The sequence below is a fragment of the Janthinobacterium sp. BJB401 genome, from assembly GCF_013372745.1.
GTDB lineage: Bacteria > Pseudomonadota > Gammaproteobacteria > Burkholderiales > Burkholderiaceae_D > Janthinobacterium > Janthinobacterium rivuli.
Genome location: NZ_JABXFH010000040.1, coordinates 1 through 13,895, shown reverse-complemented (window position 1 = coordinate 13,895; position 13,895 = coordinate 1). Strand labels below are relative to the sequence as shown.

Sequence of the window (13,895 nt, the reverse complement as noted above, 5' to 3'; positions counted from 1 at the left end):
GCGGATTTTTTCCGCCGGCGCCCTTGTGCGTTAAAGCGAATCCCATGAACGTAGAAGAGTTTTACCAGCACGCGTTGCAGAAGCGTGATTTCAAGGCCGATGCCGCCCAGCGGCGCGCGGTCGACCGCCTGCAGCTGTGCTATGACGAGTGGGTGGCCTACAAGGGCCAGCGATCGAGCACCTTCAAGCGCCTGCTGAACCGTCCTGCCGTGCCGAAAGGCGTGTACATGTGGGGTGGGGTAGGGCGCGGCAAATCGTTCCTGATGGACAGTTTTTACTCGGTCGTGCCCCTGGTGCGCAAGACGCGCTTGCACTTCCATGAATTCATGCGCGGCGTGCACCAGCAGCTCGATGAATTGAAAGGCGTGGCCGACCCGCTCGACGAGGTCGCCAAGCGCATCGCCAAGAAATACCGCCTCATCTGTTTCGATGAATTCCACGTCTCGGACATCGCCGACGCGATGATCCTGTACAACCTGCTGTCGGCCCTGTTCGCCAACGGCGTGTCCTTCATCATGACCTCGAATTACGATCCGGACTTGCTGTATCCGGATGGCCTGCACCGCGACCGCATGCTGCCGACCATCGCACTGCTCAAGGACAAGCTCGACGTGATGAACGTCGACGCCGGCGTCGATTACCGCGGCCGCGCGCTGGAACAGGTGGAAAGTTACTATACCCCGCTGGGAGCCGATACCGACAAGGCCCTGCGCGACGCCTACACGCGCATCGCCGAAACGGCCGACGAAGACGCGCGCATCCGCATCGAGAGCCGCGAAATCCATTGCCTGCGCCGCGCCGGCGGCATCATCTGGTTCGACTTCGCCACCCTGTGCGGCGGTCCCCGTTCGCAAAATGATTATCTGGAAATCGCCAGCCGCTTCCATACGGTGATATTGTCCGGCATACCGGCCATGTCGGCGGCGCAGTCGTCCGAGGCGCGCCGCTTCACCTGGCTGATCGACGTGTTTTACGACCAGAAGGTCAAGCTGATCATGTCGGCCGAAGTGGCGCCTGATGAGCTGTACACGAACGGCATGCTGGCCAACGAGTTTCACCGCACCGTTTCGCGTATCATCGAGATGCAATCGCGCGAATACATGGAAAAAGAACAGCGCGGCGCGGCCGACGCGATCGTTTGAGGCAGGGATAAGGAACATGATGGCAAATACACTATACAAGCTGGGTGCGGCGCTGGGCCTGGTCCTGGCGTTGTCCGCCTGCGCCCACCAGGGTGCTCCGGCATTGGATGAAGTCGGCGCGCCGCAGGTGCCAGCCACCTTGTCGGTGGACGAGGCGGACGCCAAGCTGAAGCAGGTCGCCAGCGAGCGCGCGGCGGCGGAAAACGAGTTTGCCGTGCGCGAACTGGAGTGCTACGACAAGTTTTTCGTCAATAACTGCCTGGACACGGCCAAGGAAAAGCGCCGTTTGATCCTCGTGCGCCTGCGCGCCGTCGAAGCGGAAGCGAACTACTTCAAGCGCGCCGAGTCCGTGCGCCTGCGCGATATCGATTTGGCCCGCACGCAGGAAAGCGCGCGCCTCGATGCCGAGCAGCGCGCCGCGGCCGTGCCCAAGCCCGTGAAAGTGGTCACGCCCGAGCCGGCGCCGCCCAAGCCGCAAGGCAAGAGCGTTGCCGAGCGCGAAGCCGAGCATGCGGCGAAGGTGGCGAAACAGGCCGCCGCCGACGCTGCCGATGCGCCGCACCGCGCGGCCCGTGAAGCGCAATATGCGAAAAAACAGGCTGACGCCGTGGCGCGCCAGAAGCGGGTGGCGCAACGCCTGGCCGAGCGCCAGGCCGAAGCGCAGGCCAAGGCTGCCAAGGCGGCCGCCGCTGCCAGCACGCCGGCCGTTGCTGCGCCTGTGCCTGTGCCGCCGGCCAAATAAGCCTTCCCGCGCAGGGGCACGCCGGAAATGGCGTGCCCTAAGGCGCGCGGCAGGTTAAACTACGCACGATGGCTGCCTGCGTACGCTGCGCGCGCCGGTTTCCCAACACTGTCACCAACACTGCCTGGAACGCAACACATGAGCGATGCACAGCAAATAGAGCGGCGCCTGATTGAACTCAACGTGGAACACCGCGACCTCGATGCCGTCATCGAGTTGCTGATACTCGATGGCCACCATGACGAGTTGCAGCTGCGCCGCCTGAAAAAGCGCAAATTGCAATTGAAGGATCACATCACCTTGCTGAAAATGCAGTTGGTGCCCGACGTTCCCGCCTGAGGGGCGCCAGTAGCGTCCAGTCCAGCCTTCACCTAAGTATATTTTGACCGATCACAATTTATTGCCAGTAAACCCAGATGGCCAGCCTGCTGCCTTGCCAGCCGATGTGCCAGCCGAACCGCAGGCGGCGCCCGGCAAGCACGATGCCGACATCGAGCGCCTGTTTGGCGCCGGTGGCCCGCTCGGTCCGGCCGTGGGCAGCTACAAGCCGCGCCGTTCGCAAACGGAAATGGCGAAAGCCATCGCCAGCGCCATCGACAGCCAGACGACCCTGATCGCCGAGGCGGGCACGGGCACCGGTAAAACCTTCGCCTACCTGGTGCCGGCCCTGATGTGGGGCGGCAAGACTATTGTTTCCACCGGGACGAAGAACTTGCAGGATCAATTGTTCCTGCGCGACATTCCCACCGTGCGCGCCGCGCTGCAGGCGCCCGTTTCCGTTGCCCTGCTGAAAGGCCGCTCGAACTACGTCTGTCACTATCACCTGGAACGCACGCTGCAAAACGGCCGCATGACGTCGCGCGACGACGTGGGCCATTTGCGTGAAATCTCGCGTTTCATCAAGATGACCAGCTCCGGCGACAAGGCCGAGCTGGCCAAGGTGCCGGAAAACGCCATGATCTGGAACCTGGTGACGTCCACGCGCGACACCTGCATGGGCGCCGAATGCCAGTATTACCAGGATTGTTTTGTGATGAAGGCCCGCAAGGAAGCCCAGCAGGCCGACGTGGTGGTGGTCAACCATCACTTGTTCTTTGCCGACGTGGCCCTGAAAGACACGGGCGTGGCGGAATTGCTGCCCTCGGCCAACACCATCATCTTCGATGAGGCGCACCAGTTGCCCGATACGGCCACCTTGTTCTTTGGTAACACGGTGTCGACCTCGCAAATCCTGGAACTGTGCCGCGACGTGCTGGCCGAGGGCCTCGCGCACGCGCGCGGCATCGACTGGGCCAAGACCGTCACGGTGGTGGAAAAGGCGGCGCGCGACCTGCGGCTGACCTTCCCGCAGGATATCGTGCGCATGTCCTTGCCGCAAATCGCCCCGTCGAGCGACTTCTTCCCCGCGCTCGACACCCTCAAGGATGAGCTTGACGGCATGGTGGCCGTGCTGGAAACCCAGGCGGAACGGGCGGAAACGCTGGAACAGTGCAGAGTGCGCGGCGTCGAGCTGGCGCAGCAGCTGAGCGGCTGGAAGTTCGATCCGAAGGCCAAAGTGACGGCTGGCGAGGAAGCCGTGTTCTGGGTGGAAGCGTTTTCCAGCTCCCTACAATTGCATAAAACGCCATTGTCGATCGCGCCGATCTTCAACAACCAGCGCGAAGGCACGCCGCGCAGCTGGATTTTCACGTCCGCCACCCTGGCCGTGAAAAACGATTTCAAGCATTTTTCCGAACAGATGGGTTTGACGGGCGAACCGTCGCATACGTGGCCGAGTCCGTTCGACTATGGCCAGCAAGGCTTGCTGTTCGTGCCGCAAAACCTGCCGCAGCCGAACTCGCTGGGCTACACGGACGCCGTCATCGATTGCGCCCTGCCCATCATCGAGGCGGCCGGCGGACGCACCTTCTTCCTGTGCACCACCTTGCGCGCAGTCAAGCGCGCGGCCGAGCGCCTGGCCGATGAATTCAAGCAGCGCGGCCTGAACTTCCCCCTGTTCGTGCAGGGAGAAAAAGGCCGCACGGAATTGCTCGATCAGTTCCGCGCGGCCGGCAATGGCGTGCTGATCGGTAGCCAGAGCTTCTGGGAAGGCGTCGACGTGCGCGGCGATGCGCTGTCGCTCGTCATCATCGACAAGCTGCCGTTCGCGCCGCCCGACGATCCCGTACTGGCCGCGCGCATCGAAGTGATGGAAAAGCAGGGCAAGAACGGTTTCATGCACCATTCGCTGCCGGAAGCCATCATCAACCTGAAGCAGGGCGCGGGCCGGCTGATCCGCGACGAGGGCGACCGGGGCGTACTGATGATCTGCGATCCGCGCCTGATCTCCAAGCCGTATGGCAAGCGCATCTGGCAAAGCCTGCCGCCGTTCAAGCGCACGCGCGACACCGCCGAAGTGGTCGAGTTCTTCCGCAACCTGCCCGCCAAGGGCGCTTAAGTCCCGCTTGCCGGCGCCCTCCGCGCGCCGGCATATTTCCCTTTGTTATCAAGCGAGTAGCGTTGTTCACGCGGCGCCCGCTTGCGCGCCTGGCATGCCAGAAATCGGCGTGATCGCGCCAGTTTCTGGCTTTCTTGCGAATGTCCAGGACGCCAGACACATCTTTGCGCCAGCGCAAACAGGCCGTTGCTCAGCGGTCTACAGTGACTTCATGCCTTGTGGGATCAAGGCGCGGCGATGGCAGGGCCGCACGGGGAACAGGGGGATGCCATGGAGATCCGCTACGGCTGTTTCTTGAGCTACGCGCACGGCCAATATGCGTTCATGAACAAGTTCAAGAATGACCTCATCGAGGCGCTGGCTTGCTATCTGGAGCCGCACCTGGACCGCGAGGAAGTCCTGTTCATCGACAGCGAACAACTGGGCGGCGGCGACGATATCGACCTGCGCGTGGCGCGCGCCATGTGCCAGAGTGTCTGCATGATCGTGCTGTACACGCCCAAATATGAAGCGCACGGCTACACGCGGCGCGAATTTGCCGCCATGCAGCTGATCGAGCAGGAGCGGCGCGCCTGGTACGACTTGCCCAGCCATCTGATCATCCCCATCATCATGACGCGCCATCCGGATGGCTTGCCGCCGCAGATCACGGAATCGGGCCTGTACGTCGATTTTTCCGGTTACACCCTGGCCAGCGGTGACCTGAAGTCGAACCCGCAATACCTGCCCGACATCGAACGCATCGTGCAGCGCATTGCCACGCATTACCACTTGCTCAAGCGGTCAACACCGCCCGGCCACGATTGCAGCCGTTTCGTGTTGCCCGCTATTCCACCGGAATGGCGCGCCATTCCGCCTCCCCACTTTCCGCGTTAATCACGTAAAAGGTCCTGTCATGGAATGCCAACGCCTCTCCCTGCCGCCTTTGAGCGCCCCTGGCGAAGTCGTCACTTTCTATTCCTACAAGGGCGGTACCGGCCGCACCATGGCCCTGTCGAACATCGCCGTCCTGCTGGCGCGCCGTGAAAACGCCAGCGTGCCCGTGCTGATGCTGGACTGGGACATGGAAGCGCCGGGCCTGCACCATTATTTCGAGCAGCATGAGGAGCGACCGGGCGTGCTGGAATTCTTTGAAGCGTGCCGCCAGCAGCTCGAGCGCCTCAGTCTGGAGACGGGTGGCAAGCGCGGCTCGGGCGCCGACGATGCCGCCCTGGCCCAGCGCGTGCTCGACGCCATCGACTGGCAGCAGTACGTGGTGCGCGTCGATCAGGGCAGTCCGCTGTACCTGATGCGCGCGGGGCGCTTCGACGCCAGCTACAGCGAGCGCCTGGCGCAGATGCGCTGGGATCAGCTGTTCGACAGCTGCCCGGCCCTGTTCCGCTGCTTCGCCGATACCCTGGCCCAGCATTTCCGCTATGTGCTGGTCGACTCGCGCACGGGGCGCACGGACAGCGCCGGCATCTGCACCACCTTGCTGCCAAAAAAACTGGTGGTGGTCTTCACGCCGAACCGGCAAAGCCTCGAAGGCGTCGATGCGCTCGTCACGCGGGCCATCGAGTACCGCCGCAGCCATGAGGACGAACAGCGTCCGCTGCTCGTCTACCCCTTGCCCTCGCGCATAGAGATGGGCGACGGGGCGCAGCGCGCCGAGTGGCGCCGCGGCGATGCGCACAAGGGCATCGCCGGCTTCCAGCCCATGTTCGAGCGCCTGCTGCGCACTTCCTACGGCTTGCCGCAGATCGCCCTCGACAGCTATTTCGACGAAGTCCAGCTGCAGCAGACGAAAACCTTTGCGTATGGCGAGCAATTGGCCGTGCGCATAGACCAGGGCGGCGACCGTTTTTCCCTCACGCGCACCTTCGAAGCCTTTTTGCAGTGGCTGACGGGCGGCTACTTTCCCTGGCAATCGAGCCGTGAAATCGCCTTGCTGGGCGCCATCGGCGAGGCGCGCCAGGCCTTGCAGGCTGAGCCTGGCCGCGCCGTGGCCCTGCCGCTGGCGCGCGACCTGGCCCGCCTGGGCGAGCTGTATCGCAAGGATGGGCGCAGCGCGCTGGCGCTCGACGCCTTCCGCCAGAGCGTCGAGATCCGCGTGCGCCTGCTGGGCGAGGAGCATCCCGACAGCCTGGCGTGCAAGAGCGGCATGGCGCGGCTGCTGCGCCAGCTGGGCAAGCTCGAGGAAGCCCGCTTCCTGGAAGAGGACGTGCTCGACGTGCGCGAGCGCGTGCTGGGCAGCGAGCATCCCGACACCCTGGCCGCCCGCGCCTGCCTGGCGAAAACCCTGTTGCTGCAGGGGGAACTGGCGGCGGCCCTGTTGCTGCAGGATGCGGTGCTGGCAAGCTATGCGCGCCAGCTGGGCGGCGAGCATCCGCTAACCTTGGAAGCGATGGATGGCCGCGCCGCCACCTTGCTGCGCATCGGCCGGCTGGCGCAGGCGCAGCAAGTGCTGGTCACGGTGGTGGCGGCGCGCGAGCGCCTGTTCGGCGCCGAGCATGGCGATACCTTGCGCAGCAAGCTGGCCCTGGCGCAGGCGCTGGGGCGCGAAGGCGACCTGGAAGGCGCGCGGCGCCTGTTCGTCGCCGTGCTGCAGGCGCAGGAGCGGCGCCTTGGCAGCGACCATGCGGCCACCCTGGCCACGCGCGATTTGCTGGCCGACATCGTGGCCGGACAGGGCGACTGGGCCGGCGCGCGCCAGTTGCACGAAGACCAGGTGGCGGCGCGCGAGCGCACGCATGGGCTCGATCATCCGGAAACCCTGATGAGCCAGCGCAAGCTGGCCGAGGCCCTGCTACGGCGCGGTGAACTCGATGCGGCGCGCAGCGTGCAGGAGCAGGTGCTGGAAGTGCATGCGCGCCTGCTGGGCGAAGACCACCTCGATACCTTGCACAGCAAGACGCAATTGGCCGGCACCTTGCAGCAGCAGGGCGACAGCGAGGCGGCGCGCCTGCTGGAAGACGCCGTGCTCAGCGGCAGTGACCGGCTCTTGAACGCCCCCGTCACCGGGCATGCGGACAGCGTGCTGGACGGTGCGCGGCATTTGCAGGAAACTATCCTGGCCGGCCGCGCCAACGGGCACGAAGGGGCCGAGCCGGACACCCTGGCCAGCATGATCTCGATGTTGCAAGGCATGATCGAGCGCGAACAGTATGCGCAGGCGGGCGAACTGGCTGAACATTTGAAGTCCTGCCTGCTGCGTCCGGGCGTGCCGGGCAAGCTGCGCCGGCGCGGCATGGCGCAGCTGAAGAGAATGTACAAATTGCAAGGCGATTTGAATGCCTTGCTGGCCTTGCAGGAGGATGAAGTGCAGGCGCTGGAGGGAGCCTTGTCGGAAGCGCGCATCGAGCAGCGCTGATGCCGCGCCCCATGTCCACGCGGCGGCACAAATAATGCGGTCTATCGGCGTGCGGCATGCGCAGTGTTGGCATTGCTTCGGGTAAAATCCCGTTATGAGAATTCTTATCAGTAACGACGACGGTTACCTGGCGCCTGGCCTGGCGGCCCTGGCCGACGCGCTCGCCCCCATTGCCGACATCGTCGTGGTGGCGCCCGACAGCAACCGTTCGGGCGCGTCCAATTCGCTGTCCCTGGACCGGCCCTTGTCCGTGCACAAGGCCGCCAACGGCTTTTATTTTGTCAACGGCACGCCCACCGACTGCGTGCACGTGGCGCTGACGGGCATGCTCATCGAGCGCCCCGACCTGGTGGTGTCCGGCATCAACAACGGCCCCAACATGGGCGACGACACGCTGTATTCGGGCACCGTCGCGGCCGCCACGGAAGGCTATCTGTTCGGCATTCCCGCCATTGCCTTTTCCCAGTCGCAGTTTGGCTGGGCCAACCTGGACGCGGCCGCCCGCGTGGCCAGGGAAATCGTCGAGCGCCAGTTTGACGCCCTGCAGAAACCGTATCTGCTGAACGTGAACATTCCCGCCATTCCTTACGAGCAAATGCAGGGTGTGGTGGCCACGCGCCTGGGCAAGCGTCATTCGGCCGAGTCCGTGATCCGCGCGCTCGACCCGCGTGGCCGTGAAATCTTCTGGATCGGCCCGGCCGGCGCGGCCAAGGAAGGCGGTCCGGGCACGGACTTCCACGCTGTTGAACATGGACAAGTATCGATCACGCCGCTGCAGATCGACCTGACCCATACCACCCAACTCGATGCACTGGCGAAAGGCCTGGCATGACCGCTCACTATGACTGACAAGCCGCGCACCTTCCCCCTGACCCTCGATTCGCTGGCCGGCAAGCCCGCCAGGCCGGGCGGGGGGCAGTCGCTGGCCCAGTCCCGGATCGCCACGCCGCAGACGGCCACGCAGAATGCGGCGCAAAACGCGGCGCGCGGCGTGGCGCAGCCGTATGGCGCGCATGCGGCCATTGCGCCGTCGCGCGCCCAGGCCATCGCCAATGAGCGGGCGCAGCCGGCGGTGGTGTCGCCGCCACGGCAAAATCCGCTCGTCTCGGAAGCCGTGCGCCGGGCCATGGTGGCCCGCGTGGCGAAACAGGGCGTCAAGGACCAGGTGGTGCTCGACGCCATGCAAGCCGTGCCGCGCCACATGTTCATGGACGAGGCGCTGGCCTCGCAGGCGTATATCGACGCCTCGCTCCCCATCGGCCACCACCAGACCATCTCGCAGCCATACATCGTGGCGCGCATGATCGAAGTGATGCGCCAGGGCGGCAGCCTGCAGTGCGTGCTGGAAATCGGCACGGGCTGCGGCTACCAGGCGGCGGTGCTGTCACTGGTGGCGAAAGAGGTGTATTCGATCGAGCGCATCCGGCCTCTGCACGAGCTGGCAAAGGCCAATCTGCGCCCGCTGCGCGTGTCGAATCTGCGCTTGCAGTACGGAGATGGTATGCTTGGCCTGCCGCAGGCGGCGCCCTTCGACGGGATCATCCTTGCCGCAGCCGGCCTGGAAGTCCCGCAAGCCCTGTTGGAACAGCTGGCGCCCGGCGGGCGTCTGGTTGCGCCGGTGGGGGCTAAATTGCAACACTTACAACTCATTACCCGGGTGGGGAAAATGGAATGGACCAGCCAGACCCTGGAAGACTGCCATTTCGTGCCTTTGCGCCCGGGCACCATATGATCCCCGGATCAGCTAGCAAGCAGGACATACAATTACATGCGAATGATTAAGAAAAGTAACATACTTCTATGTAGCATCACCTTGGCCGCGCTGTTGAGCGGTTGCGGCACGACCGGCGTCCAGGCACCCGTCGTGGAGCGCCACCCATCGAGCAGCAGCGCCGCCGCCAGCGATCCGCGCGACCGCGACCCGGCCTATTACACGGTCAAGCGCGGCGACACCCTGCTGCGCATCGCCCTCGAGCATGGCCAGAATTACCGCGACCTGGTGGTCTGGAATGACTTGAGCAACCCGAACGACATCAAGGTCGACCAGGTGCTGCGCGTGCTGCCGCCGACTGGCGACACGGGCGGCGCACAAACGTCGGCCATCGTCATGCCGCCGGTGACGGAAGTCAAGCCGGCCGCGCCTGTCGTGCCGAAGAAATCGGGTCCGCGCGGCGAGAAGCGCGCGTATTCCGACGCCACCCTGGCCGAGCTGCGCGCCGATGGCGGCGCCGGCGACGTCAAGCCTGCGCCAGCGCCGGCCGCCGCCGCACCGGCCGCCGCCGCGGCAGCCCCTGCGGCCTCGGCGCCTGGCGACGAGAAGATCAGCTGGATGTGGCCTTCCGAAGGCAAGGTCATCGGCACTTTCGACGAAGGCAAGAACAAGGGCGTCGATATCGCCGGCAAGGCGGGCCAGCAGGTGGTGGCCGCCGGCGCGGGAAAAGTCATGTATGCCGGGAGCGGAATCCGTGGTTATGGTAATCTTGTCATCGTGAAGCACAGTAATAGTTTATTGTCGGCGTATGCGCATAACCGCAGCATCCTGGTGAAGGAAGGGCAGAACGTCAACAAAGGCCAGGCCATCGCCGAAATGGGCGATTCCGATGCCGACCGCGTGAAGCTGCACTTTGAAATCCGCCAGCAGGGCAAGCCTGTCGACCCTTCGAAATTCCTGCCTAACCGTTAGGTAAAGCAATGACACACGCGCCGCACGACCAGCTGGACGATGACCCGGAACTGCCGGAAGACGGGGCAGACGAAGTCGTGACGGACGATGCAGGCGAACTCGACGGCATTGACGCCGTCGACGCGGGCGAGGGCGGCGAGGTGGCCAGCGTCAGCGTGCTGGTCGAAAGTGTCGATGAACTGAAAAAAGTGCTGGCGGCCGAGCTGTCGACCGATACCACGCAGCACTATCTGAACCAGATCGGCACGCGGCCATTGCTGACGGCGCCGCAAGAGGTGCATTACGCCACCCTGGCCAAGCAGGGCAATTTCGAAGCCCGGCAAACCATGATCGAGCACAACCTGCGCCTCGTCGTGTCGATCGCCAAGCATTACATCAACCGCGGCGTGGTCTTGCTCGACATGATCGAGGAGGGCAACATCGGCCTGATGCGCGCCATCGACAAGTTCGAGCCCGAACGCGGTTTCCGCTTTTCCACCTACGCCACCTGGTGGATACGCCAGAGCATCGAGCGCGCCATCATGAACCAGGCGCGCACGGTGCGCCTGCCCGTGCACATGGTGCGCGAACTGAACCAGATCCTGCGCGGAAAATACCACCTGGAAGCCCAGCACCACGATGGCAAGGATGCCACCGCGGAAGACATCGCCCACCTGGTGGGCCGTCCCGTGGAAGAGGTGCAGGATATCCTGGCCCTGTCCGAGCACGCCACCTCGCTCGACGCGCCGCTCGACAACGACCCGCAGTCGTCGCTGATGGACATGCTGCCCGGCGCCAGCGAAGACAGCCCCGACGCGCGCGCGGAACACCATGAAATGACGGTGCTGGTGCGCGACTGGCTGACCAAGCTGCCCGACAAGCAGCGCGTGGTGATCATGCGCCGTTTCGGCCTCGATAACGACGACCCGGCCACCCTGGAAACCCTGGCCGAGGAAATGGGCGTGACGCGCGAGAGAGTTCGCCAGATCCAGCAGGAAGCCTTGATTAAACTCAAACGCGCCATGGCGGCGCGCGGCGTCGTGCGCGACTCCCTTTTGTAGCGTGCCCGATAAAACGCACATGGCGGCGTTGCAATGCCTCGCCGTACTAGCGTACTGTCTTCGGCAATGCGCCTTGCCCTGCACATTTTCTCAGGCACGCTGAATCGGCGCAGCTGCGCTGCGGACTTAAGCTAGCCCGCATCTGCTATCATACGCCCCGCTCGCGGCGCCTGACCTTTCCCCCATTCTTTCAAGTTCCAGCGCGGCCCTGCGTCCTGGCCCACTCTTACCTATTGATCGCTATGCAAGAAAATATCATCGAAATCAAATCGCTCGACATGGACGCCCGTGGCGTTGGCCATATTGAAAACGAAGACGGCTCGCCGGGCAAGGTCGTGTTTGTCGAAGGCGCATTGCCGGGCGAGCGCGTCAGCTTTGTGACGTTCAAGAAAAAGAAGAACTGGGAAATGGCCCGCATGACGGCGCTGCACCGCGAATCGGCCATGCGCGTGACGCCCAAGTGCAAGTATTTCGACAATTGCGGCGGCTGCTCGATGCAGCACCTGGAACCGTCGGCGCAGGTGGCGATCAAGCAGCGCGTGCTGGAAGATAACTTGTGGCATATCGGCAAGGTGCGTCCGCAAAGCATCATGCGCCCCATGTATGGACCGACGTGGGGCTACCGCTACCGCGCGCGCCTGTCCGTGCGCCACGTCAAGAAGAAAGATGCCGTGCTGGTGGGCTTCCATGAAAAGAAATCGGCTTTCGTTGCCGACATGGATAGCTGCGAAATCCTGCCGCCGCACATCTCCGCCATGCTGCTGCCGCTGCGTGGCTTGATCGCTTCGCTGTCCATCTTCGACCAGATGCCGCAGATCGAGCTGGCCGTGGGCGAAGACGTTACCGCCATGGTCTTGCGCATCATGGCGCCGTTGACGGCGGACGATGAAACCAAATTGAAGGCCTTTGCCGACGAATACGGCGTGCAATGGTGGTTGCAGGTCAAGGGGCCGGAAACGGCCGTGCCGTTCTATCCGCTCGACAAGCAATTGCACTACCTGCTGCCGGAATTCGGCGTCAAGATGCCGTTCAAGCCTGTCGATTTCACGCAGGTGAACCACCACATCAACCGCGTGCTGGTATCAAAAGCCCTGCGTTTGCTGGAAGTGCAGCCGACGGACCGCGTGGCCGACCTGTTCTGCGGCCTGGGCAATTTCACCTTGCCGCTGGCCACGCAGGGCAGCGAAGTGGTCGGTATCGAAGGCAGCATCACCCTGACGGAGCGGGCCCTGGAAAACGCCCTGGCCAATGGCCTGGCGGAAAAAACCTCGTTCTCGACGCGCAACCTGTTCGAAGTGACGACGGACGACCTGATCGCGCTGGGCAAGTTTGACCGCATCCTCGTCGACCCGCCGCGCGATGGCGCCATGGCCCTGTGCCAGGCGCTGGTCGGCCTGTCGCAAGTGCGTCCGGACCTGCTGCCGAAGCGCATCGTGTACGTCTCGTGCAGCCCGTCGACGCTGGCGCGCGACGCCGGCATCCTGGCGCTGGAAGCAGGCTATGTGCTGAGCAAGGCGGGCGTGGTGAACATGTTCCCGCACACGTCGCATGTGGAATCGATGGCGGTCTTTGATCTGCCGCAATAAGTCTGCCTGACACGGCGGGTGGCCAGGCAGGCACCCGCCGTTGCCGCATTCAGCGGCGCAGCAAGCTGTCGCAATACCACTTACAGCGTGTTATAAAACTGGTCTGTCTTTTCCTGCTCCAGCGTCTTTTTTCATCCTCCCTCTGCCGTTTTTTCATTGTCCAGTAGGACAACACGCCGTTTGCACCTTCCGCTACGCTTTCTGCACGAAGTGGTATTGGCCACTTTGAGGCCACTTCAAAACCACTTGACCGCCTATTTTTTCAGCAGCATGCTGTTCTTGCAACTGCAAAAAACAAAATCACAGGTAGCTTTTTATTGAAGCAGAGTGGTATTTCCGCAAACCTGAACAGGAGACAACGTGGAAAATTTAATACTCAAAAAAACGATCAGGAATATGATGGTATGTCTGGCCAGCGGTGGCGTGCTGGCGGCATGCGGCGGTGGCGGCGGTGACGCCGGTGCGCCGGCTGGCTCGCAATTGCTGGCGGCCAGCACGGTCGTCGCCTGCGTGCCTTGGCAAGAGGGCGGCACGTATAACGCGGGCACGGTGGTCACTTACCTGGGCGCCAACTACACGGCCCTGGTGACGCAGACGGATCACGTGGGCTCGGGCTGGAACCCCGTTTCCACGCCGAGCCTGTGGAGCGCCGGCGGTACCTGCGATGGCGGCACCACGCCAACCCCGACGCCAACTCCGACCCCAACCCCGACGCCGACTCCTGCGCCAACACCGAATCCGACGCCTACCCCGACGCCAACGCCAACCGGCGGCACCTGCGCGCTGGCCTGGGTGGCCGGCACGGCTTACAGCGCGGGCGCCACCGTCAGCTATGCGGGCACGAATTACCGCGCCAACTACTGGACGCAGGGCGACAACCCGTCGACCAGCAGCGGCGCCGCCGGCACGGGCAAGC

Annotated in this window: 12 protein-coding genes; all 12 read left to right on the top strand. The window is 63.8% G+C overall.

Annotated features, from left to right (window positions below):
- The first annotated feature begins 44 nt into the window (after positions 1–44).
- Positions 45–1,142, top strand: a complete 1,098-nt coding sequence (zapE, locus tag HWE17_RS21600; RefSeq protein ID WP_035820745.1) for a cell division protein ZapE — start codon at positions 45–47, stop codon at positions 1,140–1,142.
- A gap of 16 nt (positions 1,143–1,158) precedes the next feature.
- Entirely contained in the window at positions 1,159–1,884 is a 726-nt protein-coding gene (locus tag HWE17_RS21595; protein WP_035820743.1) for a hypothetical protein, read from the top strand.
- A 138-nt stretch (positions 1,885–2,022) separates the two neighbouring features.
- Entirely contained in the window at positions 2,023–2,223 is a 201-nt protein-coding gene (locus HWE17_RS21590) for a YdcH family protein (protein ID WP_034752051.1), read from the top strand.
- Between the two features lie 94 nt (positions 2,224–2,317).
- On the top strand, positions 2,318–4,321 hold the full coding sequence (locus tag HWE17_RS21585; protein WP_176390206.1) for an ATP-dependent DNA helicase: 2,004 nt from the start codon (positions 2,318–2,320) through the stop codon (positions 4,319–4,321).
- Positions 4,322–4,591: 270 nt separating this feature from the next.
- A complete protein-coding gene (locus HWE17_RS21580; protein WP_035820738.1) occupies positions 4,592–5,197 on the top strand; it encodes a toll/interleukin-1 receptor domain-containing protein in 606 nt (201 codons plus the stop codon).
- Positions 5,198–5,216: 19 nt separating this feature from the next.
- Positions 5,217–7,670 (top strand): tetratricopeptide repeat protein, encoded by a 2,454-nt coding sequence (locus HWE17_RS21575; protein WP_158299986.1) that lies wholly within the window; start codon positions 5,217–5,219, stop codon positions 7,668–7,670.
- 94 nt (positions 7,671–7,764) lie between these two features.
- Complete coding sequence (gene surE / locus HWE17_RS21570; protein ID WP_176390182.1) at positions 7,765–8,502, top strand: 5'/3'-nucleotidase SurE; 738 nt, start codon at positions 7,765–7,767, stop codon at positions 8,500–8,502.
- 9 nt (positions 8,503–8,511) lie between these two features.
- Positions 8,512–9,402 (top strand): protein-L-isoaspartate(D-aspartate) O-methyltransferase, encoded by an 891-nt coding sequence (locus HWE17_RS21565; protein WP_176390181.1) that lies wholly within the window; start codon positions 8,512–8,514, stop codon positions 9,400–9,402.
- Between the two features lie 42 nt (positions 9,403–9,444).
- A complete protein-coding gene (locus tag HWE17_RS21560; protein WP_176390205.1) occupies positions 9,445–10,353 on the top strand; it encodes a peptidoglycan DD-metalloendopeptidase family protein in 909 nt (302 codons plus the stop codon).
- Between the two features lie 8 nt (positions 10,354–10,361).
- The gene (gene rpoS, locus HWE17_RS21555; RefSeq protein WP_035820730.1) at positions 10,362–11,393 is read left to right on the top strand and encodes an RNA polymerase sigma factor RpoS; all 1,032 of its coding nucleotides are present in this window, start codon (positions 10,362–10,364) and stop codon (positions 11,391–11,393) included.
- Between the two features lie 242 nt (positions 11,394–11,635).
- A complete protein-coding gene (gene rlmD / locus HWE17_RS21550) occupies positions 11,636–12,979 on the top strand; it encodes a 23S rRNA (uracil(1939)-C(5))-methyltransferase RlmD (RefSeq protein WP_176390180.1) in 1,344 nt (447 codons plus the stop codon).
- 396 nt (positions 12,980–13,375) lie between these two features.
- Positions 13,376–13,895: carbohydrate-binding protein (locus tag HWE17_RS21545; protein WP_255206342.1), on the top strand; the 520-nt coding region annotated here is incomplete at its 3' end.

Excerpts from the sequence above, each read along its gene's own strand:
- zapE (WP_035820745.1), top strand. The coding sequence starts at position 45 with ATGAACGTAGAAGAGTTTTACCAGCACGCGTTGCAGAAGCGTGATTTC.
- HWE17_RS21595 (WP_035820743.1), top strand. The coding sequence starts at position 1,159 with ATGATGGCAAATACACTATACAAGCTGGGTGCGGCGCTGGGCCTGGTC.
- HWE17_RS21590 (WP_034752051.1), top strand. The coding sequence starts at position 2,023 with ATGAGCGATGCACAGCAAATAGAGCGGCGCCTGATTGAACTCAACGTG.
- HWE17_RS21580 (WP_035820738.1), top strand. The coding sequence starts at position 4,592 with ATGGAGATCCGCTACGGCTGTTTCTTGAGCTACGCGCACGGCCAATAT.
- HWE17_RS21575 (WP_158299986.1), top strand. The coding sequence starts at position 5,217 with ATGGAATGCCAACGCCTCTCCCTGCCGCCTTTGAGCGCCCCTGGCGAA.
- surE (WP_176390182.1), top strand. The coding sequence starts at position 7,765 with ATGAGAATTCTTATCAGTAACGACGACGGTTACCTGGCGCCTGGCCTG.
- HWE17_RS21565 (WP_176390181.1), top strand. The coding sequence starts at position 8,512 with ATGACTGACAAGCCGCGCACCTTCCCCCTGACCCTCGATTCGCTGGCC.
- HWE17_RS21560 (WP_176390205.1), top strand. The coding sequence starts at position 9,445 with ATGATTAAGAAAAGTAACATACTTCTATGTAGCATCACCTTGGCCGCG.
- rpoS (WP_035820730.1), top strand. The coding sequence starts at position 10,362 with ATGACACACGCGCCGCACGACCAGCTGGACGATGACCCGGAACTGCCG.
- rlmD (WP_176390180.1), top strand. The coding sequence starts at position 11,636 with ATGCAAGAAAATATCATCGAAATCAAATCGCTCGACATGGACGCCCGT.